26 protein-coding genes are annotated in these 26,207 nt (G+C 40.8%); 14 read left to right on the top strand and 12 right to left on the bottom strand.

The features are described 5' to 3' along the window. Positions 1-288 precede the first annotated feature (288 nt). The 7 genes from NLP_RS24385 (at position 289) to hypB (ending at position 7,895) form a co-directional block, all read left to right on the top strand. The gene (locus NLP_RS24385; RefSeq protein ID WP_234017051.1) at positions 289-1,506 is read left to right on the top strand and encodes a hypothetical protein; all 1,218 of its coding nucleotides are present in this window, start codon (positions 289-291) and stop codon (positions 1,504-1,506) included. Further along, positions 1,496-3,838: a carbamoyltransferase HypF gene (hypF, locus tag NLP_RS24380; protein ID WP_104908577.1), complete on the top strand. Its 2,343-nt coding sequence runs from the start codon at positions 1,496-1,498 to the stop codon at positions 3,836-3,838. The genes NLP_RS24385 and hypF overlap by 11 nt, the downstream gene beginning before the upstream one ends. Positions 3,839-3,924: 86 nt before the next feature. Then, the gene (locus NLP_RS24375) at positions 3,925-4,185 is read left to right on the top strand and encodes a HypC/HybG/HupF family hydrogenase formation chaperone (RefSeq protein WP_104908576.1); all 261 of its coding nucleotides are present in this window, start codon (positions 3,925-3,927) and stop codon (positions 4,183-4,185) included. A 176-nt stretch (positions 4,186-4,361) separates the two neighbouring features. Beyond that, entirely contained in the window at positions 4,362-5,546 is a 1,185-nt protein-coding gene (gene hypD / locus NLP_RS24370; RefSeq protein ID WP_104908575.1) for a hydrogenase formation protein HypD, read from the top strand. 42 nt (positions 5,547-5,588) lie between these two features. Further along, positions 5,589-6,692 (top strand): hydrogenase expression/formation protein HypE, encoded by a 1,104-nt coding sequence (gene hypE / locus NLP_RS24365; protein ID WP_104908574.1) that lies wholly within the window; start codon positions 5,589-5,591, stop codon positions 6,690-6,692. A 19-nt stretch (positions 6,693-6,711) separates the two neighbouring features. After that, positions 6,712-7,053: a hydrogenase maturation nickel metallochaperone HypA/HybF gene (locus NLP_RS24360; protein WP_104908573.1), complete on the top strand. Its 342-nt coding sequence runs from the start codon at positions 6,712-6,714 to the stop codon at positions 7,051-7,053. After that, complete coding sequence (hypB, locus tag NLP_RS24355; RefSeq protein WP_104908572.1) at positions 7,044-7,895, top strand: hydrogenase nickel incorporation protein HypB; 852 nt, start codon at positions 7,044-7,046, stop codon at positions 7,893-7,895. Before NLP_RS24360 ends, hypB begins: the two co-directional genes overlap by 10 nt. A gap of 342 nt (positions 7,896-8,237) precedes the next feature. Here the strand turns inward: hypB and NLP_RS24350 are convergent, their stop codons facing one another. The 6 genes from NLP_RS24350 to NLP_RS24325 form a co-directional block, all read right to left on the bottom strand. Continuing rightward, entirely contained in the window at positions 8,238-8,612 is a 375-nt protein-coding gene (locus tag NLP_RS24350; RefSeq protein ID WP_104908571.1) for a hypothetical protein, read from the bottom strand. Beyond that, entirely contained in the window at positions 8,602-9,609 is a 1,008-nt protein-coding gene (locus tag NLP_RS24345; protein ID WP_104908570.1) for an LLM class flavin-dependent oxidoreductase, read from the bottom strand. Before NLP_RS24345 ends, NLP_RS24350 begins: the two co-directional genes overlap by 11 nt. A 125-nt stretch (positions 9,610-9,734) precedes the next feature. Next, positions 9,735-10,097, bottom strand: coding sequence for a hypothetical protein (locus NLP_RS24340; RefSeq protein ID WP_199784680.1), 363 nt, complete (start codon positions 10,095-10,097; stop codon positions 9,735-9,737). A 394-nt stretch (positions 10,098-10,491) separates the two neighbouring features. Beyond that, a complete protein-coding gene (locus NLP_RS24335) occupies positions 10,492-10,803 on the bottom strand; it encodes a hypothetical protein (protein WP_104908569.1) in 312 nt (103 codons plus the stop codon). A 2-nt stretch (positions 10,804-10,805) separates the two neighbouring features. Beyond that, complete coding sequence (locus NLP_RS24330) at positions 10,806-11,087, bottom strand: hypothetical protein (RefSeq protein ID WP_104908568.1); 282 nt, start codon at positions 11,085-11,087, stop codon at positions 10,806-10,808. 39 nt (positions 11,088-11,126) lie between these two features. Continuing rightward, complete coding sequence (locus tag NLP_RS24325; protein WP_104908567.1) at positions 11,127-11,549, bottom strand: hypothetical protein; 423 nt, start codon at positions 11,547-11,549, stop codon at positions 11,127-11,129. Positions 11,550-12,568: 1,019 nt separating this feature from the next. Here NLP_RS24325 and cysK point away from each other — a divergent pair. The 4 genes from cysK (at position 12,569) to NLP_RS24305 (ending at position 16,810) form a co-directional block, all read left to right on the top strand. Next, a complete protein-coding gene (cysK, locus tag NLP_RS24320; protein WP_104908566.1) occupies positions 12,569-13,528 on the top strand; it encodes a cysteine synthase A in 960 nt (319 codons plus the stop codon). 680 nt (positions 13,529-14,208) lie between these two features. Further along, the gene (locus NLP_RS24315) at positions 14,209-14,904 is read left to right on the top strand and encodes a LabA-like NYN domain-containing protein (protein ID WP_104908565.1); all 696 of its coding nucleotides are present in this window, start codon (positions 14,209-14,211) and stop codon (positions 14,902-14,904) included. 101 nt (positions 14,905-15,005) lie between these two features. After that, positions 15,006-15,716: a response regulator transcription factor gene (locus tag NLP_RS24310; protein ID WP_104908564.1), complete on the top strand. Its 711-nt coding sequence runs from the start codon at positions 15,006-15,008 to the stop codon at positions 15,714-15,716. 5 nt (positions 15,717-15,721) lie between these two features. Then, positions 15,722-16,810 (top strand): sensor histidine kinase, encoded by a 1,089-nt coding sequence (locus tag NLP_RS24305; protein WP_104908563.1) that lies wholly within the window; start codon positions 15,722-15,724, stop codon positions 16,808-16,810. Between the two features lie 306 nt (positions 16,811-17,116). On the opposite strand, the gene NLP_RS24300 is transcribed toward NLP_RS24305, so the two are convergent. After that, positions 17,117-17,998: a succinate--CoA ligase subunit alpha gene (locus NLP_RS24300; protein ID WP_104908562.1), complete on the bottom strand. Its 882-nt coding sequence runs from the start codon at positions 17,996-17,998 to the stop codon at positions 17,117-17,119. Positions 17,999-18,295: 297 nt separating this feature from the next. Beyond that, positions 18,296-19,522: a succinate--CoA ligase subunit beta gene (locus tag NLP_RS24295; RefSeq protein WP_104908561.1), complete on the bottom strand. Its 1,227-nt coding sequence runs from the start codon at positions 19,520-19,522 to the stop codon at positions 18,296-18,298. Positions 19,523-20,171: 649 nt separating this feature from the next. On the opposite strand from NLP_RS24295, the gene NLP_RS24290 reads away from it, so the two are divergent. Then, the gene (locus NLP_RS24290; protein WP_104908560.1) at positions 20,172-21,917 is read left to right on the top strand and encodes a hypothetical protein; all 1,746 of its coding nucleotides are present in this window, start codon (positions 20,172-20,174) and stop codon (positions 21,915-21,917) included. A gap of 98 nt (positions 21,918-22,015) precedes the next feature. On the opposite strand, the gene NLP_RS35180 is transcribed toward NLP_RS24290, so the two are convergent. From NLP_RS35180 to NLP_RS24275, 4 genes are all read right to left on the bottom strand, one after another. Then, positions 22,016-22,345, bottom strand: coding sequence for a hypothetical protein (locus NLP_RS35180; RefSeq protein ID WP_234017050.1), 330 nt, complete (start codon positions 22,343-22,345; stop codon positions 22,016-22,018). Continuing rightward, positions 22,317-22,571 (bottom strand): hypothetical protein, encoded by a 255-nt coding sequence (locus NLP_RS35175; protein ID WP_234017049.1) that lies wholly within the window; start codon positions 22,569-22,571, stop codon positions 22,317-22,319. Before NLP_RS35175 ends, NLP_RS35180 begins: the two co-directional genes overlap by 29 nt. A gap of 317 nt (positions 22,572-22,888) precedes the next feature. After that, positions 22,889-24,256 (bottom strand): DUF3370 domain-containing protein, encoded by a 1,368-nt coding sequence (locus NLP_RS24280; protein WP_104908559.1) that lies wholly within the window; start codon positions 24,254-24,256, stop codon positions 22,889-22,891. A 31-nt stretch (positions 24,257-24,287) separates the two neighbouring features. Further along, a complete protein-coding gene (locus tag NLP_RS24275; protein ID WP_104908558.1) occupies positions 24,288-24,809 on the bottom strand; it encodes a pyroglutamyl-peptidase I family protein in 522 nt (173 codons plus the stop codon). Between the two features lie 58 nt (positions 24,810-24,867). On the opposite strand from NLP_RS24275, the gene hisH reads away from it, so the two are divergent. Both hisH and rsmD read left to right on the top strand, forming a co-directional pair. Then, positions 24,868-25,503 carry an imidazole glycerol phosphate synthase subunit HisH gene (gene hisH, locus NLP_RS24270; protein WP_094352505.1) on the top strand — a complete coding sequence of 212 codons (636 nt, stop codon included), beginning with the start codon at positions 24,868-24,870 and terminating at the stop codon, positions 25,501-25,503. An 84-nt stretch (positions 25,504-25,587) separates the two neighbouring features. Next, positions 25,588-26,133 carry a 16S rRNA (guanine(966)-N(2))-methyltransferase RsmD gene (gene rsmD, locus NLP_RS24265; protein ID WP_104908557.1) on the top strand — a complete coding sequence of 182 codons (546 nt, stop codon included), beginning with the start codon at positions 25,588-25,590 and terminating at the stop codon, positions 26,131-26,133. Positions 26,134-26,207 lie beyond the last annotated feature (74 nt).

Here is a 26,207-nt window from a genome sequence, read left to right as displayed (position 1 = left end):
AAAAGGTGATTTGACTTACTCATTTTAGTGTTTTCCGCAAGCAAAATGAGCTTTTACTTTCTCAAACCCCAGTTTGCTTTCTCATTTCAGTATATCGCGCACTCATGCCGAAGATTCGCTATGTAGCAAAAATTACTATTAGCTAGATTTTTTTAAGCTTGATTAATACGGAAGTTGATTAAAGGTTTTAACTTAATTTGAAAAAAGCATAATGCTAAACTGTTACTGTTGTTACACGCTAATCAACATTAATGTTTTTAAATAATTATCAGCGTCTATTTGCGGTTCATGGATATCCCAATCAAAATTAATCCCATATCACAATTACCGCTAGAAGCAACAGAAATTTATCAAGAATTACCTCTATCACCTCAAGGTGCAGAGGTAATTTTAGGCAACATTATTGAACCAGAACAATTAGTCATACCTGTAGCACCCAGTCCCGTAACAATGTTTGGGCCTCGTGGTGCTTGTTTAGTATCAGAAACTGGCCCGTTATGGGTATCAGATACCGGACATCATCGATTATTAGGATGGCAGAATTTACCCACAAGAGATAGTCAATCGGCTGATTGGGTAATTGGACAACCTGATTTTTATCATGAAGGACAAAATGCTAAAAATACACCGGGAAAGGCAACCTTAAGTGTACCAACTGGAATTTGTGCTTGCGGCGAAGGGTTAGCTGTAGCAGATGCTTGGAATCATCGGGTTTTGATTTGGAAAAACTTACCAGAAGATAACAATGTTCCAGCAGATTTGGTATTAGGGCAAGTGAATTTTACCGATAATGAACCAAATCGAGGAAATCAAGCAGCATCTGCTAGGACAATGCACTGGCCTTATGGTATTTTCTATTATCAAGGACGGCTATTTATTGCTGACACTGGTAATCGAAGACTATTAATTTGGCATCAGTTACCAACAGAAAATGGTCAACCGGCTGATTTAGTTTTAGGACAACCGGATATGATATCTCGCAATGAAAACGGCGGTGGTTCTGCAACCGCAGCGAGTATGCGTTGGTGTCACGACATCACCTTTTGGGGAGAAAATCTGGTTGTCAGCGATGCAGGTAATCACCGAATAATGATTTGGCAGGGAATACCAACAGAAAATAATGCCCCTTGTGCAGTAGTTTTAGGACAAAAAAACTTTGATTTTGTGGAAATGAATCAAGGAGTTTATTATCCTAGTGCTAGTAGCTTGAGTATGCCTTATGGTGTAGGGGTGACTGGAGATTGGTTAGTAGTTGCAGATACTGCTAATTCTCGTTTGTTAGGATGGAGAAAGCCAGAATCAATTTTATCATTGCAAGGTGTAATGGCAGATGGGTTGGCAGCACAAATAGATTTTCAAAGTAAAGGTGAAAATCGGAATTTCGGACTGCCAAAACGAGACAGCTTAAATTGGTGTTACGGGATAAAAATTTGTGGCAATACGGCGGTAATCGCTGATTCTGGAAATAACCGAATATTGCTGTGGCAGTTTAACTATGCCGACTGAAGAAATTAGAGTTAATGGTACTGTTCAAGGAGTAGGTTTTCGCCCTACTGTATATCGTCTTGCTAAAGCCTGCGGTTTGCGTGGAGATGTTTGTAATGATGGCCAAGGTGTTTTAATTAAGGTATCTGGTAGTGAGGAAGAAATAACCAAATTTATTGCCAGATTGCAAACAGAATGTCCACCGTTGGCAAAAATTAATCAGATAATTAGAACTCCTTATGAAGGTGAATTAAAATTTGATAATTTTGTGATTTCTACTAGTGTCAGTAATGCCATTAAAACAGAAATTACCCCTGATGCAGCTACTTGTTCGCAATGTCAACAAGAAATATTCGACCCCTTTAGCCGCTTTTATCGCTACCCTTTTACTAACTGTACTCATTGCGGCCCCCGCCTGAGTATTATTCGTGCGATTCCTTACGACAGATGCAATACCAGTATGTCTGCGTTTGCTATATGTCCCGAATGTGCAAAGGAATACCATGATGTTGAAAACCGCCGTTTTCATGCCCAACCTGTAGCTTGTTATGTTTGTGGCCCCACAGCTTGGTTAGAACGCGCTGATGGGAAATCGGTTACTGCTTCCATGTTTTCTATGCTGGATGATGTTGATGCCGTTTGTACCTTGTTGCAAAAGGGTGAAATTGTAGCAATTAAAGGGTTAGGTGGTATTCATCTGGCTTGCGATGCAACTCAGGAAACCGTTGTACAAAAACTACGTCAGCGCAAAAGGCGCTATTATAAACCTTTTGCTTTAATGGCGCGAGATATTGAGGTAATTGAAGAATATTGCACTGTTAACGCTAAAGAAAAGGAATTATTGGCAAGTTCTGCTGCACCAATTGTTTTACTACAAGCGACAGGTAAAAAAGTAGTAGCATCATCGATAGCATCGGGGCAAAATAGCCTCGGTTTTATGCTACCTTATACGCCTTTACATCATTTAATTCTGCGGCGGATGAATCGCCCAATTGTTTTAACAAGTGGCAATCTAGCCGATGAACCACAATGTATTGATAATCAGGAAGCAAGAAATAAATTAGGGACAATCGCTGATTATTTCCTCTTTCACAATCGAGAGATTATTAATCGGGTAGATGATTCGGTTGTGCGTGTTACGGGTAATAAAGCTCAAACAATTCGCCGTGCCAGAGGATATGCACCAGCACCGATTAGTTTACCACCAGGATTTCACAATGTCCCGCAAATTTTAGCAATGGGTAGTGAGTTAAAAAATACCTTTTGCTTACTGCGTGAAGGAGAAGCAATTATCTCTCAACACCTGGGAGATTTAGAAAATGCTGCGGCTTTCAATGCTTATCAAGAGACTTTAAATTTATACTTAAATTTATTTGAACATCAACCAAAAATAATCACTTTTGATAAACATCCTGAATACCTCTCAAGCAAACTTGGTAAACAACTAGCAAAGACAAATCAAATCCCAATTCATCAAATCCAGCATCATCACGCCCATATCGCTGCTTGCATGGCAGAAAATGAGATTCCTTTAGATTCACCTCCAATATTAGGTATCGCTTTAGATGGTTTAGGCTACGGTGATGATGGTACACTCTGGGGCGGAGAATTTCTTTTAGCAGATTATCGAAAATTTCAACGACTAGCAACATTTAAACCAGTAGTAATGATTGGTGGTGAACAAGCAATTTATCAGCCTTGGCGTAACACCTACGCCCAATTAATAGCTGCTAACCTTTGGGATGATTGCCAACAACAGTATGCTGATTTAGAAATCATAAAATTTCTGAAAAACAAGCCACTAAATCTACTCAATCAACTTATTGAGAAAAAAATTAACTCTCCTCCAGCTTCTTCCGTGGGGCGGTTGTTCGATGCAGTGGCAGCAGCTATCGGTATTTATAGAGATGAATGTAGCTATGAAGGACAAGCTGCGATCGCAATGGAAGCTATAGTAGATGTTAGTAGCTTAAATAATCATAAAGAAACGCCAATATATCCTTTTAACTTTAGCTTTTCAGATAGTATTTATTGTATAGACCCGCGCCCAATGTGGCAAGCCTTACTCAATGACTTACAGCAGCAGATTCCAGAACCAGTTATAGCTGCGAAATTTCACAAAGGTTTAGCTAATGCCATTGTGGAAATGGTTAAGTATCTTTGTCAAGAAAATCTGATTAATCAGGTAGCTTTAACAGGAGGAGTCTTTCAAAATTGTATATTGTTAGAGCAAGTTACCAAACGATTACAAACATTAGGAATAAAAGTACTCACTCACAGCTTAGTTCCAGCTAATGACGGCGGCTTATCTTTAGGACAAGCAGTGATTGCCGCCGCACAATTAATACATTGAAAATTGATATTTCATAACCTTTTCGTCACAAATAATTCTCTCTGTGTTCTCCGCGCCTCTGCGGTTAGTTTATCTTAAAGAAAAAAATGTGCTTAGGAATCCCCGGACAAATTATAGAAATTACCAACATAAAGCATAAATTAGCCATAGTTGACATTGGTGGTGTTAAGCGCGAAGTAAATATTGCTTGTATCGTAGATGAACAACATCCCCTCGAAGCTTGTATTGGCGATTGGGTGCTGGTGCATGTTGGCTTTGCCATGAATCGAATTAACGAACAAGAAGCAGCAGAAACATTACAACTCTTTCAAGAATTAGCAGCAGCACAAACAGGGATTAGTACTTAAAAGAACTTTTTTATCTTATGCATAAGCGTAGAGGTACAGAGAAAGAGTCTAAAACTCACGCCTTTCTTTCTTTCTTTCTTCGCGCCCTTCGCGCCCTTCGCGGTTCGTAAAAAAAAAACTCATTCCCACAAAAGCGAAATTAACTGATACATAAAACTCACCACTCCTCACTTCCTATGAAATATGTTGACGAATTCCGCGAACCGGAAAAAGCTGAAGCCTTATGCCGTGAAATCGCCAAATTATGCCATCGACTAGAAAAACCCATCAAAATCATGGAAGTATGCGGCGGACATACCCATTCCATATTTAAATATGGTATCGAAGAAATTTTACCCCCAGCCATTGAACTAATTCATGGGCCTGGTTGTCCAGTATGCGTTATGCCAAAAGGGAGATTAGATGATGCGATCGCAATCTCCCAAAATCATAACGTCATTTTTGCCACCTTTGGCGACGCAATGCGAGTTCCCGGTTCCAAAACAACTTTACTGCAAGCCAGGGCACAAGGTGCAGACATCCGTATGGTGTACTCTCCCCTAGACAGCCTGCAAATTGCCAGAGATAACCCCGACAAAGAAGTAGTCTTCTTCGCCTTAGGCTTTGAAACCACAGCCCCCAGCACCGCTTTCACCATCCTGCAAGCAGCAGCCGAAGAAATTCATAACTTTAGTATGTTTTCCAATCACGTCCTTGTGATTCCCGCCCTCAAAGCACTATTAGATAATCCCGATTTACAACTTGATGGATTTGTTGGGCCTGGCCATGTCAGCATGGTAATTGGCACTGACCCTTATGAATTTATTTCCCAACAATATAATAAGCCAATTGTTGTCTCAGGATTTGAACCCTTAGATATTCTGCAATCAATTTGGATGCTATTGCAACAGCTAGTAGAAAATCGTTGTGAAGTTGAAAACCAATATAACAGAATTGTCCAAAAAAGCGGGAACACAGTAGCACTGCAAGCCATAAATAAAGTTTTTGCCGTGCGAGATAGTTTTGATTGGCGCGGCTTAGGTGACATCCCCTATTCAGGATTAAAAATTCAATCTGAATATGCTCAATTTGATGCCGAACTTAAATTTACCATTCCTAATCTCAAAGTAGCCGACCATAAAGCTTGTAAATGTGGAGAAATTCTCAAAGGAGTCTTAAAGCCTTGGGAGTGTAAAGTATTCGGTACAGCTTGCACACCAGAAACACCAATCGGTACTTGCATGGTATCTTCCGAAGGTGCTTGTGCAGCCTATTACAAATATGGGCGACTCTCCAACATTGCCAAAAAAACAATCGCCCAAAAACCAAAAGTAGCTATAACTCAAGAACCTCTCCCCGCCTGCGGCTTCTCCTCAGACTAATATCACAAATACTCTGAATTTCAAAAAATCCTCCATTTTAAAATGAATATTCCCCCCCCAAACTCAATACAAAATCCCCTATTCCAAAAAATAGAACAAGCCCGCCGTCGCCAAGGTAAAATACAAGACACTCATATAACTCTCGCACATGGTAGCGGTGGTAAAGCCATGCGCGATTTAATAGATGATATCTTTGTCAGTAATTTTGATAATCCAATTCTCTCCCAACTAGAAGACCAAGCCAGCTTTAATTTAGCCAGTCTCATGCAACAAGGAGACAGACTAGCATTTACAACAGATTCTTATGTTGTAGACCCGTTATTTTTTCCCGGTAGTGATATAGGAGAATTAGCCGTCAACGGCACAGTTAATGATTTAGCTGTCAGTGGTGCTAAACCTTTATATTTAACTTGTAGCGTAATTTTAGAAGAAGGATTACCTGTAGAAACCTTACGGCGTGTCGCAGCCAGCATGAAAGCAGCCGCAGAAAAAGCTGGTGTAAAAATTGTCACTGGTGACACAAAAGTTGTACATCGTGGTGCTGCTGATAAACTATTTATTAATACTGCTGGTATTGGTATCATCCCGCAAGGAGTTAGTATTTCCGCCCGCAATATTCAACCGGGAGATACAATAATAATTAATGGTGAAATAGGCAATCATGGGACAGCAATTTTAATTGCCCGTGGGGAATTAGCTTTAGAAACTAATATTGAAAGTGATTGTCAGCCGCTACATAGTTTAGTAGAAACTATTCTGCATGTATGTCCTCAAGTTCATGCTATGCGAGATGCCACACGCGGTGGTTTAGCCACAGTCTTAAATGAATTTGCCCTTAGTTCTAATGTGGGAATTCGTCTCTTTGAAGAATCTATCCCAGTGCGCGAAGAAGTCAACGGAGTTTGCGAAATTCTCGGTTTAGACCCATTGTATTTAGCTAATGAAGGTAAATTAGTTGTAGTGATGCCAGGGAAATATGCAGAAACTGTTTTATCTGCTATGAAATTACACCCAGCAGGCAAAGATGCTTGTATTATTGGCGAAGTTATTACCTCACCCCCAGGTATCGTATTGTTAAAAACAGTTTTTGGTGCAGAAAGAATTGTTGATATGTTGGTAGGCGACCAATTGCCACGAATTTGTTAATCTTTAATAGATTTATAATATGCACGAATTTGGAATTACCCAAAATATTGTGGCAATTGTGACTGAACATGCCAAAGGCGCAAAAGTACAGCGAGTTTTATTAGAAATTGGCAAACTTTCAGCCATTATGCCCGACGCTATCCGATTTTGTTTTGATATTTGCACTCAAGGCACACTTTTAGCAGGGGCGACATTAGAAATTTTAGAAATTCCTGGATTAGGGCGATGTCGCCAATGCGGTGCAGAAATTTATTTAGATAAACCATTTGGTATCTGTAACTGCGGTAGCGTGGAATTAGATTTAATTACTGGTGAAGAACTGAAAATTAAAGAAATAGAAATAGAGGAATTATGTGTGTAACTTGCGGTTGTTCTGATGATGGCGAAATCAAAATTACCAATCTGGAAACAGATGAAACTGAACATAATCATACTCACACTTTATCAGATGGAATCATCACTCATTCCCACAGTCATGACACTCATATAAAAGCACCTCAAATTCATGCTAAAATACACAAGACAACGATATCCTTAGAACAGGATATATTAGCAAATAATAACCTACTAGCTGCCCAAAATCGGGGATGGTTTAAAGGTCGAAATATTCTCGCTTTAAATTTAATGAGTTCTCCCGGTGCTGGGAAAACAACTCTTTTGACGCAAACCATCAATGATTTAAAACATCAATTATCTATCAGTGTCATTGAAGGCGACCAAGAAACTGCTAACGATGCCAAAAAAATTAAAGAAACTGGTTCTAAAGTCATCCAAATCAACACTGGAACAGGCTGTCATTTAGATGCATCAATGATAGAGAGGGGTTTACAAAAACTGAATCCGCCTTTGAATTCAGTTGTGATGATTGAAAATGTAGGAAATTTGGTTTGTCCAGCCTTATTTGATTTAGGAGAACAGGCAAAAGTTGTGATTCTCTCTGTCACGGAAGGAGAAGATAAGCCGATAAAATATCCCCACATGTTCCGTGCGAGTAACATCATGATTCTCACCAAAATTGATTTGCTGCCTTATGTAGATTTTGATGTTCAAAAGTGCATAGAATATGCTAAACAAATAAATCCCCAAATTCAGATTTTTCAGGTTTCTGCAACTACTGGTACTGGGTTAGAGAAGTGGTATGCATGGCTAATTGAAAAGTTAACAAACTTGTCAACAATCCCTTCCAGCTTGAGGAATACCTAATTTTTTTACGAACCCCGTTATCTCTACAAGAGGCTTACGCCAACGCGCAGCGTCTCATTAGAGAAGGAAGCAAAGGAAGAGATAGGTAATTTTAAAGCCTATCATCACAAAATGAAGTCACTGAATTAGGAAATCCCTCTGTGGGTTAATGAAAACTGGAAGTAGTTTTTCTAACATTGGAAATGCATACTTCTGTTTTACTATCAGTCCGTAAATCCTCATTTTGAGAGATGGCTTTGATAAAAATTGCAACACCCTGCACTTTAGAAGTACAGGGTGGAAGACAGCGATAAGAATGAATAAGCTATATTTTGTGTGATTCCCAGTTTGTGCCTATTTACCTCAAAGCCAATCTCGATAAGCAGATATTTCATTTACGCTGATTTCAAATGGCATCCCTTTACCAAATGGCGGATAAACGCGAATTTTGCCATTGCTAGCAAACCGCTCTAACCTATTACCCAACTGGGGAATATTGCTGACTATATGCCAGTAAGATACTAAATCAGGGCAGTCAATAATTAATGTTAGGATGCTAGCATTTGTTGTGAGATACCACTGACAATTAGATAATAGGACTCGCGTAATGCGATCGCAAGCTTGAAAAAAGCATCTGCCAGTAGATTGCTCTAGCTCCATTTGCAACATTCCATCCTGTTTCGTTACCTCCGCAGGAGGTAAATCATCAGGAGGAAGCAGGTATAGTTTAGAAGACATAATTTCGCACCTCTTGGTTGTAGCGCGTCAAACTCTCCAGGTTTTTTTGCAGATTCGCAGACGAGGGTTTGAGTGCTAGCGTACCTAAATTTAATTCGTCCTGAAATTTCTTGATTTTGTCTCGACAAGTCCCCACATCACCGATAATTGAGTTCTCAATCAAATAATCTTCGTCGAAACAAATATTTGTGCGATCGAATGGTTTTTGGTTGGGATTGGCACTATTCTGCAATAATTCAGCCGAATTAGCTGTCATTTTCTGGCTAAATTGGCGGATGAAAGGCAATGCCTCACTCACTGCCTCATCAAATGTTTTGCCAACATAAAAAAAGCGTGCCAGCACGAAGTTTTCTGCACCACTAGAATTTAAGGCTCGATATTTGGCAACAGTATCCTTCAATCTCTCTAGGGAGAATGGCGGCCCACCCATTAAGCTGAAGGAATGTTTAGCGGCAAGTTCGATACCGTCATCACCGCCAGTAGCAACATACACTGGTACTTTACTCTGCAATGGTTTGGGGTAAATTGTCAAGCGATCGCATTGAAAATATTGCCCATTAAATGATACATCAGTTTCATATAAAAGCTTTTGAATCAATGCGATCGCCTCTAGCATCTTGGGACGGGATTCACTTGGGGGTGTCGCAAAATGCTTATTTTGTTGGGGAAAGGGGCCGCCTTTAGCAACTCCAAATAATAATCGTCCATTGCACAGATTATCCAGAGTGGCGATATCTTCCGCTACCCGAATCGGGTTATGGAATGGCAGTAACACCGCCGCAGTGCCTAATTCGATAGTTGAAGTCAGTCCCGCCAAATGTGCCATTAACAGTAACATAGACGGGCTGAGATTGGATTCACTAAAATGATGCTCACTCACCCAGGCTGACTCAAAACCTAAGCTTTCCGCCTGTTTAATCAGCGTGACTTGCTCAAAGATGGCACGATGAGCATCTTGGTGGTGATTATCGTAATTGCAGAAAATTCCAGTTTTCATTACTTGCGTTGATACTTTGTGCTAGCTATTCGAGTGGTCGATAAGTTCGTACTAAGCACTTTAGTGCTTAAATATTTGAGGGTTAAAGTCCTCAAATTTCCCCTCTCGATTAATGCGATAAATGACTAAGTTGCAACCCACTGCAACTCCAACCATAAGCGTGGGTTGTTTTGTTTGAGCTTCGACATCGGATCGCGCAATAATCGCTTGGCATTCATGCAGACTACCTGCACTAGACCCATGTTGCCTGCTATTTCTCTGAGTATTTCTTTGTGAGCTTGCACACAGGAAATCATTTCGGCAGAGCAATAAATTCCTATATATTGCAAGCGTCTAGCAGGTCGTCCCCAAAAACAGGTGATGACTTTCACATAACACCCGTCTAGTAATTCCCCAACTTTTGGGTAGTAGTGGTTGAGGACTCTTGTGAATTCTTTGGCTAAGATATCTTCAGCAATCATTGGAACTGATGTTTCTGTAGCGTCCATCACGCTATTTAATATAACATAATTCTATCAATTAAATATAATAAAATGTCTGATTGTGCTTAAACAAAATATTAAATGTCAAAAAAAAAGGTGTACCTTATTTGGTATCACCTCAGATTTTTTCAAATATTTTTATATTGAATAAAATATCAAATTAGTGGTTTGAATATCCGTAGCCTTGGCGAATATAATTCGCAGCTACACGAGACTTTACCCACCGCCATTAGTTAGTTTTTTAATCAGCATGCAGATAAATTGCGATTTATCATCAACAGGTAGATTTGCCAAGGATAGATGCTCCCAAATACTCTGATATCAAAGATTATGAATTCAAATAAAATGTATTAAAATAGCACATTTTAATGTTGAATTCTAAATATGTAATTTTGAATCATTATCGAGCATTGCGTTCACAAACTAAGACCTCGGCTATGATATCCGGCAGATTTCCAAAGTCTGCAAATCCTTCATAACCACGCATTGGTGATATAAATGTATAGTTTGGATCGCATACCCCATTGTCATATACTTGAAGAAACCACCTATCGGGAAATCCTTCTACACCTAATTCCACAGTGTACCAACTCTCGCCAATCAGACGAGAGTTAAAGATTGTGAACCACTCCCTATTCTCTTCTGACATATTCCAATCTGCCATGAGCAGTTCTAAAGCTATTTGCCCCGCATCCGTTGAAGTCAACAGCATTTTTACTCCTTATTTGCGGCTTCAGTATTTGCAACTTCAGTATTGGGAACTTCTGGGTATAAACCTAATTCTTTAGCTAGCTCACGCGCCACAAAAAATAAAAATTGTGCACCATCTTGATTGCCTTCATGGGCAAACATAGTTGCTACTTGTAACATTGTTTGTACTAAACCGGAATCAATCAATTCGGGCTTAGATTCTAAAATTTCTGGTTCCTGACCATTAGGGCATTTAAGTAACTCATCAATCAGATTAAAATACAGCTGTTCGCGTTGTTCTGTCATGGTAATTTTGTTGATTTGAGTGAGTAAATTGTGAATAAGTTACTGTTCGATACTTTGATGCCACAGTCTTTCCAACATTTCAACTTGTTCTTTTAAGACAGCAGCACGATGAACAAGATATCTGTCGTAAAAAAGAATTCCTAACCCAACACAAATGGGGGTTAACAGGAAGAACCATTGTAGGATAGTGGCAAATTTATATTGTTCAGCAACAGTCAACATTTGATGAACCACATTCCGATCGGAGGATTGAATGTTAGTTTGAGGGGAATGTGTACCCTCTGTGTAGGGAGCCAAGGCGGGAGCATCTGTAGTTGTGTTGTTAACTTCACAAGCTAAATTCTGAGATTTTACTAACTCCAGATGTCGCTCCCAAACGATGCCAAATACTACTAGTTCTGGTGAAAGCACTGCTAAAGTAACGACGCAAACTGTGAGAAAATTTAAAAGTTTGGCTTTCATCTTGGCTCTCCCTCGCTAGGTAGTATGCACCCAGTAAGAAAATATCTTTTGCTGTTTCTCTAAAGTAGTTGTATATTTCTACCTATCAAACAGTTTTGATATTAAAATATGTGTAATTGGTAATTTTGACAATCGTTAGTTTTCAGTTATTTTTCTCATCACCACTGATCCATGACTAATAAAAAGTTACCAACCTTTTCGCAAAACATAGGATTATTCAGTCAGAAGTAACGCACTTAGATTCGGTCATCTGATTTCATCCCACTCTCAAAAGAGAGATTAAGAAGTCCCCCCTAGTTCACTAAGCTTGCGCTCAGGAATGTTGGGGGGTAGAGGGGAATCTCTGCGTAAATCCTATACGATTTATATCAGCCGCTCTCCACAAAACAGTTTACCCCGGCCCTGTTAAGATTATTAAATTCATTAGAATAGTACTCAAAGCCTATAAGCCTCACCTAATAAGTATTTTAAAAATTCATTGGGGTATGGGTGCTAGTGTTTTTGGGATGGGGTTCTAGTATTTCCGAGGTGGGGTTCTGGTGTTTTTGCACTCAACTTTAAAGCAATGTAGGCAATGGTTAAAGACTATTTTCGATGTAATTTTGGACTGACAAATCTGTACTCAAAAGAAAATATTAATGTCTTTTGATAAAGATAGACTAATAAATCAGGAAAAGCAATTAAATATTTTGAAAATCAATTATTATATTTTCCTAACAAATAGAAAACAAAGAAAAAATATTTATATATACAGAATTACAAAAATTGAATCTTAGCCCAAGAGACAATAATTAACAATTCCAAATGGTAAAATAGAAGAATGATAAGCTAGCCTCTTCTCAAGTGAGAATCAATGGGAATATCTAATAAAAGTTCTTCCTAAGCTTTCAGATTGTGTGGTTTAGTTAGAATACATACTATATGCACTCATTGGCATGAAACGGCAAAAGAAATACATCAAAGCTTATTGTTATAAGTAAATATTCTGTACTAAGATTTAGGATTTTAGGAGTTAAATAATGCGGATTGCTCAAGACGTAACAGAACTGATTGGACGAACACCTTTAGTTCAACTGAACAAGATTCCTCAAGCTGAAGGAGTAGTTGCAAGGATAGTTGTTAAATTAGAAGGCATGAACCCAGCGGCTTCGGTGAAAGACCGTATTGGGTTAAGTATGGTACTCTCGGCGGAAGCTGCTGGCTCAATTTCTCCAGGAAAGACCATTTTAGTTGAGCCTACTTCCGGTAATACAGGAATTGCTCTAGCAATGGTAGCAGCAGCGCGTGGCTACCGTTTGATTTTGACGATGCCAGAGACTATGAGCCAAGAACGACGGGCTATGCTTAGAGCTTATGGTGCAGCTTTAGAATTGACACCAGGCACTGAGGGTATGCGGGGAGCAATTCGCAAAGCCGAAGAAATTGTGGCTAATACTCCTAATGCTTTTATGCTGCAACAGTTCTGCAACCCTGCGAATCCCAAAGTTCACCAAGAAACCACCGCTGAAGAAATTTGGGCAGATACAGACGGGGAAGTAGATATCGTCATTGCTGGGGTAGGTACTGGTGGAACGATTACTGGGATTGCCGAAGTACTCAAACAGCGCAAGCCGACTTTTAAGGCGATCGCAATTGAACCCAGCAACAGCCCAGTCCTCTCTGGCGGTGAAGCCGGGCCACACAAAATTCAAGGTATTGGGGCTGGATTTATCCCAGATGTTCTCCGCCTAGAATTGGTTGATGAAGTAATTAGAGTCAGCGATGAACAAGCGATCGCCTATGGGCGACGTTTGGCAAAAGAAGAAGGCTTATTGTCTGGCATATCCTCTGGTGCAGCTTTGTGTGCTGCAATTCAAGTAGGTAAACGTCCAGAAAATGCTGGACGTTTAATTGTGATGATTCAGCCTTCCTTTGGCGAACGTTATCTCAGCACACCGATGTTTCAAGATTTGTCTTTAGAAACCGCTGGCGTGCGTTAAAAAGACAGGGGGACAAGAGAGTAATGAACCTCTCTGTCCTTCTCATTTGGCTCTTACATAAATTAAGGCAACTTACCTTTTGAGGTGCGATCGCATCTCATATTACATTACTAGTACAGCACGGCGTAAATAAACCACCCATTCCAAATCAACCAAACGGTTATACTGCATTCATTTTGAATTTCAAATTTGGAATTTCGGCTTGCGGTACTAATGCTGCTAACTCCTTGACATTCCCACGGCTGCGTAAATATTGCTACGCTCATTCCCTTTAAAAGCCGTGGTATTCTTGTGCGGAACTTGCCTATGTTGGGTTGCCCCGATTACAGTTCTTATAGTTCGGGCAAGCATGAACTATAGATATAGCGCTTCTGGGTTGAGTGCAATACAGACCTAATAAGAACAGCCCCTAACCTTATAAAAAGATTTATTTTCTCCAAACTCTTGCTGTCTCGGTGGGTAAAGATTAACATATCTGTGGGCAGAAGCAATATCTCGTCAAACTAACCCTAACAACAGTGAAAACCTTGGGCTGTCTATTTTAAATCTTGTTTAGCACCAGTTAACCTTATCTGGATATAGTGACTTAAGACCATTACCTGCTAGGTTATAAATCAGTACAGACTATACTATAGACAATTTACTCAAAACTCTTTTCAGCTTTAAAATCAGAGGTATCAATGATTATAACTAATTTTAGCAAACAAAGAAATGAATTTAAGGAATCTAAAGTACTCAAAGCTAAACCACATTGGCAAGGGCAAAATTTGAGCGATACTGCTGTCAAAGGTAAAGATACCAAGATGCGAGATCCTGCACCTGATAGTTCGATTTTGAATAACTTAAATCGTGGTCGAGTTGCTATTTTTATTGATGGCTTAAGCCTGTTCCATACAGCTTTGCAACTCGGCATAGAAATTGACTACGTTAAATTGCTTTGTCATTTAACCAGCGGTTCCAGACTGTTGCGTGCTTTTTTCTATACTGGAGTTGATATCAGTAATGAAAAGCAACAGGGTTTTCTATTGTGGATGCGTCGTAATGGCTATCGCGTAGTGGCAAAGGAACTCGTTGTACCAAGCGAGAATTTCAAAAAATCAAATCTGAACGTAGAAATTGCTGTAGATATGATAACTTTAGCTCCTTACTATGACACAGCGGTTTTAGTTAGTGGCGATGGAGATTTAGCTTATGCGGTGAACGCTGTCAGCAGAATGGGGGTTCGAGTGGAAGTAGTCAGTCTGCAAACAACGACTAGTGAAAGTTTGATTGATGTTGCTGACTGCTTCATTGACCTCGATAGTATTAAAGCACACATTCAAAAAGATTCTAGTCTTGGCTATAGTTATCGCACAGCGTCAAATTCAAACCTCTAATTAACAAGAAACAAAGAGTGGGAGACAGAGGGACGCAGTTAAAGACATCTCCGTGTCTCCGTGTCTTTGCTCTGCCCATTTTGCTCGACCCTATATTTCAGATGGATATTTTAATAGTTGAAGATGAACCAGAAATTGCTCGTTTAATCGAACTCTCTTTAGAAAAAGAAGGATTTTTTTGTCGCACTAGCCGCGATGGCATGAATGCTTTGCGGATGTTTCAAGAGCAACCACCTGATTTAATCATTCTAGATTTAATGATTCCTGGTTTGGATGGGTTAGAAGTTTGTGCTCGAATTCGCCAGAAACCAGGTGCAAAAGATCCTTACATCTTAATGCTCACTGCTAAGGGTGAAGAAATTGATCGCGTCATCGGTCTATCTACTGGTGCTGATGATTATATGGTCAAACCCTTTAGCCCCAGAGAGTTGGTAGCTAGAGTGCGGGCACTATTACGGCGTAGCCTCCGCCAAGGGGGACAACATCAAGTCAATCGTACCCAACACTTTATTGTCGATGTAGACCAGCGCACTGCCAGTCGCCAGATGAATTCTCAAGAAGTTGAAATTTTGGACTTAACTACCCTAGAATTTAACTTGCTAACCACCTTTGTCAGTAATCCTGGTCGAGTTTGGAACCGCACTCAACTAATTGATAAACTTTGGGGAGATAATTTTTTTGGCGATGAACGAGTTGTAGATACTCATGTAGCTCGGTTGCGAAAAAAGATTGAACCCGATCCGGCAAATCCGACTTTTATTAAAACTGTTGTTGGGGTGGGTTATAAATTTGAAGATCCTTTGGTAGTGTAAATGTTATGAAGATGGGGCTGAGAGGGCGCCTATTTTTCTCCCACTTAGTAGTAATGATTGTGGGGGTCGCTAGTCTGGTGAGCATCAGCAAAATTTCTTCCCCCCGCTTGTTTGTCTTGCATTTGGAAGGATTAGAAAATCAGGGGTTCGACTTAATCGATGTCCGTGCGGAATTGGTTACAGGATTTGAACTTGCTTGGCAGCGAAGCACTCTTTGGTCAGTCTTAGTCGGCACTACCGCCGCCGGAGGATTGAGTTACTGGGTATCTAGACGGATTATGCAGCGATTGACCGAGATGGAACAAATCACCCAAAAATTTGCTGCTGGTCAGATGGATGCACGACTACCTGTGTCTGATATTCCAGAACTTAGTGGACTGAGTACTAGTTTCAACCGAATGGCAGCCAGTTTAGAAGGGGTAGAAGCGCGGCGGCGAGAAGTGATTGGAGATATGACCCATGAATTACGAACACCATTAACTGTGGTGCGTGGTTATTTGGAAGAACTGGCTGATGGGGAAATTGAAGCGTCTCCTGAAATCTATCGGCGTTTAGCTAAAGAAACTCGACGCTTAGAGCGCTTAGTGAACGATTTACAAGAACTATCTAAGGCAGAAGCAGGTTATCTACCAATTAATATCCAACGGGTAAATTTGCGTCCGTTGTTAGAGTCATTAGTGGAGAAATTTTCCGACCAACTATTAGAAGATGGGCCAGTTCTGCTCTTGCAATGTCCATCTGTGCTACCTCCTGTATTGGCAGATATCGATCGCACGGAACAGGTATTGGTTAATCTGCTAGGTAATGCAGTGCGTTATACTAACGAAGGTTCAATTACCATTGGTGTTGGGATTGAAGCATCTCAACTCTGGATTGCAGTTAGTGATACAGGCATTGGTATCGCTCCAGAAAATTTGCCTCATGTGTTTGAGCGCTTCTGGCGAGCCGACCAATCGCGCGATCGCCATTCGGGAGGTACTGGTATTGGTTTAACTATTTCCCGTCGTTTGATTGAATTACAAGGCGGTCAAATTCAGGTAGAAAGCGAATTGGGAGTTGGCAGTACGTTTCGCTTTTTTCTGCCTTTGGCTTGAGTTGAGCCATAAAACCTTGAGATCCTAGACATTGACACAAGGTAGTCACGGCTGTGTCATACCCAATTGCTAATTTGAAAGTATCCAAAATCTTGGTTTGTTGATGAATGCCAGGATTTTAGAGATACATAGAGTGTAACATTATGTCTACTTTTATTTTGGCTGCTTTTTTGGTTAGTTTACTCAGTGCTTCGGGTTATGCTGCGATCGCTTACCTGTTCCCTCAAAATCGTTCCCAAGACTGACCAATTAAAATAATTCGTAATTCCTAATTCGTAGTTAAGAATTGAATTACGAATTAGTAATTTAGTTAATTTCCTTTCGCAATAATTCTGGAATTTGAGAAGGGCGTTCAGCTACTGTCACTTCCGCTTCTTTTAAAGCAGCTAATTTACTTTGGGCTGTACCAAAGTTAGGATCGCGTCCGATAACTGTTGCTAAAGTCCCAGTTTGACGCCAACTTTTTCCTGGTGGTGCTTGTCTACCTGCAATGTAGGCAATTACTGGTTTATCAATTGCCTCAGCAATGTACCGCGCTGCTGCTTCTTCACTACCACCACCAGGTTGACCGACTAAAACGATCGCTTGTGTGGTTTCATCCTCATCAAGAATTTGCAGCCATTGGAGAAAGGAGGAACCGACGATCGCATCACTACCAATACTGACACTAATCGACTGCCCTAAACCTGCTTTTGTTAATTCGTAGGCGATTTCGTAGGTGAGGGTGCTGCTACGGCTAACGATCCCCACTGTCCCAGGGGTATAAAATTCGCTGGGTTGAGTCCCTAAGAGAATTTTTCCCGGTACAATGATCCCCGGACTATTTGGCCCGATTACCAAGGTTTCACAAGCTTCGGCTTTGCGGAGTAATTGCACCATATCCAAGGGTGGCACACCAGCAGTAATAATAATAATCTGGCGAATATTAGATGCGATCGCTTCTAATGCCGCATCTAACACATCGTAAGGATCTACACAAATAATTGTCGTGTCAATTGCCCCAAGTTGTTCTATTACCTCCTCTACTAAATCAAATACTGGCAGTCCATGCAGTTCCTGTCCGCCGCATCCAGGATTGACACCAGCTACTAAATTTGTGCCATAAGCTTTCATTTGAGCGACATGAGTGCTTGATATAAATTCACAAAAGCCTTGAATTAAGACTTTACTTTCTGGCGTTAGGTTCATAAAAAATTACCGTAAGTTTGGCAACCCAGCGCCTTCAACCACCGGGCATAAATACGACACTGTAAATGTCTCGTATTGATTCAATTTTTACTTAAATTCCAAAAATTAGTCTGGAAGCTGAGTGTTCCAAAACTCAGAAAACCAGCCTCTAGCTAAGAATATTCAGTTTGAATGCACTATATAATTTAGTTCCAGGAAGTAAAGCTGTACTTGATTTGAGCATTAAATTCAAAAATTTATACCCGACGGTAAAAATTAATAACTTTTGATTTTTGAATTGGAACAAAATGACATTCACTATCTTTTATTAGCCGTTGGTTTAGCAAGGAGAACTGCTGCTGCCACTGCCTCATCTAAATTTTCTACCACGACAAGGGCATCGCTATGGGTTTTTAGTGTTGTCAAATATTTTCTCGCAGTGTTAAATTCAGAACCAGCAAGGCGGACAACTAAGGATGGAAAATTAAGCTGTCGCCGAACTTTACTACCATTAGAACGTACAACCTGTGATTGAAGTTCGCTGTTGTCTGGCTGCAAAACTCTGGCTATCACTTCAGCCACTTCCTCAGTTTGTGGAATGCTACCCAGAAAGTTAATTAGTATTACTTGAATGCTTTTATCAGCCTCCAGCATTTTCAAACCTGTTTCTAGGCGATCGCGGAAGGTAGTTGGTGTAGTATCTGTAAGGAAAGCATGACGTAGATTCAAACAAACACCTGGATTACCACCAGCATTCGCAACTAAATCCAAAGTTGCCATCACCGAACCAGTACCATTACCTAAAATACCGATTTTCCCATGCATTTCCACACCATCCCAGTCGCCCAAAATACCGTTGATTTCAGTACTGGTATGACGGCTGATAATTTTTGCCGCCATCTCGGCGAGATCGGGATGACGCTTGATCGCCCGTTCGTTGACACTGACTTTACCATTAAGAGCCATAACTTGATCGGTAGTACTGACTGCCAAGGGATTAATTTCTACTAAATCCAGGTCTTTTTGGACAAATAAGTGATACATCTTCTCCACAACACTGCTTACCGACTGCATCAGCGTCCCTTGCAAACCCATTTTCAAAGCCAATCGTCGAGCATAAAATGGCGAGAATTCTTGTTCTACGACAACGTAGTGCATTCTTTCCCCAGCCGATTCCCAATCAATATCTGCTTCTTTGCAACCTAAAAGTACCGGTCGGCAGACAGCAGTATCTAAAACTACAGCTAGATAAAATTCCTGGTTGGCGTCGTATTGAGATTCTGCCAGCACAACTTCCGGCAATTCGCCCCATATTGGTAAACTAAAGATATTTTGAGCTGCTGCGATCGCATCGATAGTCGTTTGGGCAAACCTGACTCCACCCGCTTTTGCCCGTTCCGCTCCGTGGACTTGAGATTTCAGTACAATTGGAAAGCGAATTTTTAACCGTTTCAAATCTGTAGGATGGTCAATTCGTTGGGAAGGCAATACTGGAATGCCTATCTTCGCAAACCATTCTTTAACTTGGTACTCTAATAAATCCATTGATACACCTTGTATTGACACTTTCTAAGCTTTTGGTTAGTCCTGTCTTGATATTTTGCAGCACCTTTATTGCAGAATTAACCTTTTTGCAGCTATAAAAAGTTATTTTTCACGGATCAATTTTATCGAATTCAGTAAATTAAGCATATTAATTTTGATAGTCAACTTGTTTGTGCCAAAGCCACAACACATAATTAATCTCCTCAGCAAGTTCCCCAGCATAGAAGATAGCTAGCATTTTTGTCAAAACCCTCTGACATAACATCGTTTTCTTAACCTTTAGATAATTTGGTAAAAATTGCTTTGCAACAAGAATTTCGCAGAGCAGTAGCTTTTGTGAATTTAATTATCGCAAAGTAATGCAGTGAAAATACTCAAACCTTCTATTATTCCCATTTTTTATTTGTAATTTATATCTGAAGACAGATTATTTTATTTTGCATCTAGCACTCTAAAAATGTATCGCCACGAACAATAATTACTTTTTTAACTTTTGGTGAAAAGTCAGAATTTGTGTTAGAAAGTTGGTCGTTCAGATTCTCAGGCTGTGGTTGATTAAACTGTGCATTTGCATTCAACAAACCTAAAAAATTCATTTCATCCCCTTAAAGATAATCAAAACAATATAGAAGTTCAGCGGCAAAGCTCTATGAAAGTAGCAGTCCAGCAGGAAGATTTACAGCTTTTAGCCAAAACTTTGCAAGAACAATTACTTGTAGAAGTCTCAACCGCTGAAGTCTTCGAGGTTAAGTGCGTCGTCAATAAAGGCGAGCTAATGATTTTAACGCAACACGCGTCAGATGTAATAATTGACGCTCAACTAATTTTTGCAGTCATTGAGGAAGTACTTCAATCTCTAGCACCCCACAAAGAGCAGCGGGTGCAATGTTTCCTCAGAGTTTTTGGCGAACAACTCCCTTATACTAAATGTTTCTTGGCGTTGAAGCCGACTGAGGGATGGGTAGCAGAGGGAGATGAGGAAGCACAAGAAGAGAAGGAAGTAATATCCGCCTCATCATCTCTGACATATTCTCCATCAATCAATGAGAGTGAAGAAGAACTGTTTGACCCGTTTGCAGATGTGCCGAATTTGTCGGCTTCAAAGCCAGGATTCCAGGTCAAACTTATCCTACTGGGTGCGGCGTTGGTAGGAATTATAGTTTTAGGCGGTGGTGCTTACTTATTGACTCGCCCTTGTGTGATGTCTGAGTGTCAAGAAATACAAAACGCCGAGCAATTAAAAACAAAATCCCCGCAGCTGATGCGCCGCGCCAAGTCTGAAAAAGAATTAATAGCTGTACAACAGCAACTTACAGCAGCCAGTACAGACCTAAATGTAATTCCTAGTTGGTCGCCTCGTTACCAGGTGTCAAAAGAACTACAAGCAAGTTTGTCTGGGCGATCGCAAAGAATCAATCAGGTGGTCAAAGCTTTGCAAACTGCATCTTTGGCGACACAAAAAGTTCAAACTCCTGCATCTAGCTTAGAGGAATTACAAACTAGGCAACACTTATGGCAACAGGCTATAGCGCCACTAGAAAGTATAAGTTCCAGTAGTGAACTCTATGGGCTGGTGCAGGGTAAATTACTGAATTATCGTGTCCGTTTGCACGCTGTAAATCAACAGATATTTATTGAGGAAAAATGGCTGAAAAAACTAACCGCAGCAAAAGTTGTAGCCGTTGCAGCCGAGAAGCGCGAAGCTACTGCTAAATCCTTGAATGACTGGCAAAAGGCGCAGTCTACTTGGCTGGTGGTAATTAATACCTTGAATACCATTCCCCGAAATAGTGTTGGATACCAAGAAGCTCAAAAGCTGTTGGTAGATTATAAACCTAAGTTAGTATTAGTACGCGATCGCGCTACTAAAGAACAATTAGCTGTTAAAACCTACCAACAGGCCCTTAGCACCGCCAAGCAAGCCAAAGTTTATCAACAACAAAACCAATGGCAAGCAGCGGCGATATATTGGGATCAGGCTTTGCAAACTGCTAAAAAAGTTCCCCAAGATAGCTTGTACTACACTCAAGCTCAGTCTCTCATCGAACCTTATTCAGCTGCGCTCAAACAAGCACAAGAAAAACTACAAGTTGTTAGTAGTTTGCAACAAACCCGCACTGACTTGGATAAGACCTGTACTAATGGAATTCGGATTTGCACCTTTAGCATGGACAATGCAGGAATTATTGTCCGGCTAACCCCAGAGTATGACCAAATAAGGCAAAATAACTTAGCTAATCCTTATTCTAAGAACTCTAATACTGCTGTTGACGTTACCAATCACTTGCAAATCTTGCGGGAAGCCCTAGCCGTAATTGGTGATAATGCCAATCTGCCCCTTTTTCTTTATGATTCCCAAGGTCAGGTAATTTATACGCGGACTTTAGGCGGGTAAGTAGAATACCCATTGAAGTATAAAGGATGAATTGTACATTAACTAATTATTTGTCAATTTAACAAAATATTGCCACAGCATTTCAAATACCTAAAACCCTAACATATAGGAGTCCTATATCCGATATCTGTTAATTCTGTACCAGCAGCAAGCTTCTGCCGCAAGTTTTCATTACTGGGATGTTGGAGAAAACCTGTACCTAACTGTATTAGTGCTTTTTCTACCCCATCTCGGAGTCTGTCGCGTACCCGTCCGCCCTGTTGCAGTGCTTCTTGGTGGTAATATTCCAGCAAGCACTTATCCGCATCATCCATACCTTCGGGCAAGCGGGAACGGTGAAACAACCGATAAAATAGCCCAAATTCGGCAAAGTTCTCACCGTTGAGAATCTGTTCTAAGTCAAATTCGATATAAGTCAAACGAGTCATTAAGGAAGCAGTCGCGCAGTAACCGCCAGCGAAAACCGTTAGTTGCGATCGCCCACAGATGCTCTGTCTTGTTAAGATACTCCTGCACCAGTGCGTGTGCTGATAACCTGGGTGTGCCACTGGGAGGACGATGATCTACCTTGATTCGACAACCAATAATGTGGATAGGTGGCTTGTTTTCGCCTAATTCCGCACGATGAGAAATCGCATAAGTTTGTCCCTCCACGACTTCGGCTTTAGCAGTGTAAACAGGGTTATATCCGAGACTGCGTAGTAAGGGAACTACCCACAGTTCGCGGGTGACGCTAGTAGCGGTATCATCTGCATCTAACCACCTAATATTAAAAATTGTCTAAAAAATTACTAATTAAGAATTACGAATTTTCCCAGGTTGGAGAATATAAACCCCCAGAATATCCATTTGTAGCTGGGGTTTAACCTGAATCTGTCCTTCTTGGGTGGTAGAACTTTGTGAATGATCTAACTAATATTTTTTAGTAATAGGTAATTGGAGAAAAGCTATTACCCATTACCCATGACTCATTACCGAGGTTCAGCTTGAGTTGAGACTGTTAATACTTGCGGTGGTGTAGCATCTGGGGGATAGAGAAAGTCTACTTCTACTAAAGAGCGATCGCCAGCTTTCATCTTTAATAAAACTAAGGGTTCCCCTAGTTGACCTCTCTTTTGCACTAAATGCACAAACTGAGTTTGTGGCTGATTTTGCTTATCTTTGTAACGTACCCGTACCGTTCCCCGAAAGAATACTTGAGGATCTGGTGTACTAAGAAAGCGTAACCCCGGTTTTCCCAATTGATCCTCCTTGAGTGGTGTTTGTATCGACACACTAACAGTTTGAGGACTTTGAGTATTGTTGTATAGCGGCAACTTGAGATTATATTGAATTCCATAGTTGCCATGAGCGCGATATGCGGTGTCAGGATAGCGTACCAGCAGAGGCGCACTTTGAATTTGACCAGTTCCTAATGTACCGCCATGCAGGGTATTCAAAGCGTAGGAAAACACTTGACCAGGCTGGGGAATAGTTAGATACCTGGCTTTAGGATTATCTACTAATAAAGCTCTCCATCGTGAACCACCAACCACTCCCGCAACTCGCCCATAAATTCTTGGCTTGCCAGTTTCCTCTAAGGGAGTGGGAGTTTTATCTCGTGGCCCAGCCAAATCGCCATTATCTAGTAAATTCTGCCATTCTTCTAAACTAGGCGATCGCTCACTGCCATCAGGATTCACCTGTGCAAACATCGCTAGGCTAGCTGCATAGACAGTGCCATTACTTTGCAGTCGGATCAATGTAGACCGACCATTCAGGGGTGGTGTCAATCCTTGCACAGGAATTGGTAAATTGAGTAACATCCGACTTTGCTTTGGTGGAATCTCAATTTGGGCTGGAAAAATCTCTTGTCGCACTCCCCGAAGGACATCAGACATGACGCGATCGCCTGGCCCGGCAAAAATTTTACCTAAAAGATTTTGGCTAAAAGATGGTAACTGAATAAATGGTGCATCCGGTTGACTCAAATAACTCGCCGCCTGCCAAATATTTACCTTCACGGGTTCCGAACCAGGGTTGTGTAAAATTATTCCTAAATAAAGAGAACGCAAATTCTCTGCTGGTTCAGCCTTCGCAACGTGATGAGCAAAAATATCAAATCGTCCCCGAAAAGGAAAATTCAGATGCGCTGTTGGCACTTTTTTGCCATCTGGTGGAAAGGTGGAAAGTAAAATTCCTTCTTTCAAAACCAATTCTGGACTATTGCTGTTAAAGGTTGGCACTGTATCCAACTTCCCTGGTAGAGGTCGTACTTCTTGTGGTTGAACGACTTCTTCAGGTGGTGGTGTAGCAGGAGTTAATTGGGCTATTGGGAAAAATAGTAACAATGGCAACATATACTTAGATATTTATTTTACCATACAGACATTAACAACTTGATGAAAGTGCCAGTTTGTTAATAATTAATACGAAATCGGCAAGAATCCCGATCAAATTTTCTTGATTGAGAACCGGAACGTGGACAAAAATACAACGTGCCGTAAGTTGATTTTGGCTTAAGTAGTCCAACACGGAATAGTAAAGACCTTCACAGACAAATTTCCCACAGTCGTAACTAATCTGAATTGCTGCTGCTCCCGCCACTAATTTTTCTAAATCAACTTCTGTCTGTAAAACAATTTCTTTGCAGCTAGCAACTGCTTCCACACTTAATTGTGTACGGCTTGCAGCCATGCCACAACAGATGATGTAATCAGGTTGGGTTGCCTTGATTTTTTCCCTTACCTGAGTACTGGCAAGTTGCACATCTACGGGTAACTGGCGTAAAAAAGTTAAGTCATGTGGTATCAACTCAAGTTTGGTAACTTCAAGTAATAAATCATCAGAAGAATTTGACTGTTGATCTTTTAGCCAAGTGTCAAAAGAAGTTAATAGAATTCTTTTCTTCATAACAAATATTATTTAGAATAGAAAAACCCTCCATAATAAATTTACAAGGAGCAGGTAAATGCCAGTAATTGCGGTCGTAGATTATGAGATGGGAAATTTGCACTCAGTTTGTAAAGGCTTGGAAAAAGCTGGTGCAACTCCTAATGTTACTTATTCTCCAAAGGAATTAGAGCAGGCAGATGCTATAGTCTTACCGGGAGTGGGAGCATTTGATCCAGCAGTGCAACACCTGCGATCGCGTGGTTTGGAACAACCTATTAAAGAAGCGATCGCATCTGGTAAACCTTTTTTGGGAATTTGTTTAGGATTGCAAATTCTCTTTGAATCAAGTGCAGAAGGTACCCAACCAGGGCTAGGAATTATCAAAGGAAAAGTGCGGCGGTTTCGTCCCGAACCTGACATCACTATTCCTCACATGGGTTGGAATCAACTAGAAGTGACTCAACCAAAAAGTATTTTGTGGGAGCATTTACCGTCCGATCCTTGGGTATATTTTGTCCATTCCTACTATGTTGACCCAATAGACCCGCTAATCCGTGCAGCAACTATCACTCACGGTACTCAAACCGTGACAGCTGCGATCGCCCATGAAAACCTCATGGCAGTCCAATTTCACCCCGAAAAATCCTCTAATATCGGATTGCAAATCCTATCTAATTTCGTTGCTCAAGTCCGCGAAAAAATTCCTGCCTAATACTAATTTTGTCATTTGTTCTTTGTCTTTTGTCTAAAACTAACGATCAATGACCAATGACTAATGACCAATGACTAATAACTAATGAGCCTGAGAATTTACGGCAATCGCCAGCTAAAAACTTTACCAGGAAAAGAAACTAGACCGACTAGTGCGCGAGTAAGAGAGGCAGTCTTTAATATTTGGCAGGGAGAAATTGTAGGTTGTCGCTGGCTAGATTTATGCGCCGGTACTGGTTCAATGGGCGCAGAGGCTTTGTGTAGAGGAGCCAGCCTAGTAGTGGGAATCGAACAATCGAGCCGAGCCTGTGCCACCATCCAACAAAATTGGCAGCAAGTAGCTGATGCCGACCAAGAATTTCGGATATTGCGGGGAGATATTACGCAGCAGTTAAAGACTTTATCAGGTAAGCAATTCGATAGAATCTACTTCGATCCACCTTATGTCAGTGGATTGTACCAGCCAGTATTAGAAGCGATCGCTCATCATCAACTTTTAGATCCTAGCGGCGAAATCGCAGTTGAACACGCTTTACAAGGTTGGATACCGCCAGAGATTCCCGCTTGGGAAATTTGCCGCCAGAAAGTTTACGGCTACACATCACTTACTTTCTACAGAATTATGGAATGACAGGAATGGGGAGTGGGGGAGAAAAATTGCTTCCTTGTCCTCTTTATCCCCCTTCCCTCACCCTACTCAGCAAC

Source organism: Nostoc sp. 'Lobaria pulmonaria (5183) cyanobiont' (assembly GCF_002949795.1).
In the GTDB taxonomy this organism is placed as follows: Bacteria; Cyanobacteriota; Cyanobacteriia; order Cyanobacteriales; family Nostocaceae; genus Nostoc.
Note: the sequence above shows the minus strand (reverse complement) of the source record. Positions and strands in the feature narration are given on the sequence as shown.

Bases quoted from the DNA above. Each gene is read 5' to 3' on its own strand.
- hypB (WP_104908572.1), top strand. From the start codon at position 7,044: ATGTGTGTAACTTGCGGTTGTTCTGATGATGGCGAAATCAAAATTACC.
- hypF (WP_104908577.1), top strand. From the start codon at position 1,496: ATGCCGACTGAAGAAATTAGAGTTAATGGTACTGTTCAAGGAGTAGGT.
- NLP_RS24335 (WP_104908569.1), bottom strand. From the start codon at position 10,803: ATGCTGTTGACTTCAACGGATGCGGGGCAAATAGCTTTAGAACTGCTC.
- NLP_RS24280 (WP_104908559.1), bottom strand. From the start codon at position 24,256: ATGTTGCCATTGTTACTATTTTTCCCAATAGCCCAATTAACTCCTGCT.
- cysK (WP_104908566.1), top strand. From the start codon at position 12,569: ATGCGGATTGCTCAAGACGTAACAGAACTGATTGGACGAACACCTTTA.
- NLP_RS24305 (WP_104908563.1), top strand. From the start codon at position 15,722: ATGAAGATGGGGCTGAGAGGGCGCCTATTTTTCTCCCACTTAGTAGTA.
- NLP_RS24330 (WP_104908568.1), bottom strand. From the start codon at position 11,087: ATGACAGAACAACGCGAACAGCTGTATTTTAATCTGATTGATGAGTTA.
- NLP_RS24290 (WP_104908560.1), top strand. From the start codon at position 20,172: ATGAAAGTAGCAGTCCAGCAGGAAGATTTACAGCTTTTAGCCAAAACT.
- NLP_RS24340 (WP_199784680.1), bottom strand. From the start codon at position 10,097: ATGGACGCTACAGAAACATCAGTTCCAATGATTGCTGAAGATATCTTA.
- hisH (WP_094352505.1), top strand. From the start codon at position 24,868: ATGCCAGTAATTGCGGTCGTAGATTATGAGATGGGAAATTTGCACTCA.
- NLP_RS24300 (WP_104908562.1), bottom strand. From the start codon at position 17,998: ATGAACCTAACGCCAGAAAGTAAAGTCTTAATTCAAGGCTTTTGTGAA.
- NLP_RS24385 (WP_234017051.1), top strand. From the start codon at position 289: ATGGATATCCCAATCAAAATTAATCCCATATCACAATTACCGCTAGAA.
- NLP_RS24295 (WP_104908561.1), bottom strand. From the start codon at position 19,522: ATGGATTTATTAGAGTACCAAGTTAAAGAATGGTTTGCGAAGATAGGC.
- NLP_RS24375 (WP_104908576.1), top strand. From the start codon at position 3,925: ATGTGCTTAGGAATCCCCGGACAAATTATAGAAATTACCAACATAAAG.
- NLP_RS24310 (WP_104908564.1), top strand. From the start codon at position 15,006: ATGGATATTTTAATAGTTGAAGATGAACCAGAAATTGCTCGTTTAATC.
- NLP_RS35180 (WP_234017050.1), bottom strand. From the start codon at position 22,345: ATGACTCGTTTGACTTATATCGAATTTGACTTAGAACAGATTCTCAAC.
- rsmD (WP_104908557.1), top strand. From the start codon at position 25,588: ATGAGCCTGAGAATTTACGGCAATCGCCAGCTAAAAACTTTACCAGGA.
- NLP_RS24315 (WP_104908565.1), top strand. From the start codon at position 14,209: ATGATTATAACTAATTTTAGCAAACAAAGAAATGAATTTAAGGAATCT.
- NLP_RS24345 (WP_104908570.1), bottom strand. From the start codon at position 9,609: ATGAAAACTGGAATTTTCTGCAATTACGATAATCACCACCAAGATGCT.
- hypD (WP_104908575.1), top strand. From the start codon at position 4,362: ATGAAATATGTTGACGAATTCCGCGAACCGGAAAAAGCTGAAGCCTTA.
- hypE (WP_104908574.1), top strand. From the start codon at position 5,589: ATGAATATTCCCCCCCCAAACTCAATACAAAATCCCCTATTCCAAAAA.
- NLP_RS24275 (WP_104908558.1), bottom strand. From the start codon at position 24,809: ATGAAGAAAAGAATTCTATTAACTTCTTTTGACACTTGGCTAAAAGAT.
- NLP_RS24360 (WP_104908573.1), top strand. From the start codon at position 6,712: ATGCACGAATTTGGAATTACCCAAAATATTGTGGCAATTGTGACTGAA.
- NLP_RS24325 (WP_104908567.1), bottom strand. From the start codon at position 11,549: ATGAAAGCCAAACTTTTAAATTTTCTCACAGTTTGCGTCGTTACTTTA.
- NLP_RS24350 (WP_104908571.1), bottom strand. From the start codon at position 8,612: ATGTCTTCTAAACTATACCTGCTTCCTCCTGATGATTTACCTCCTGCG.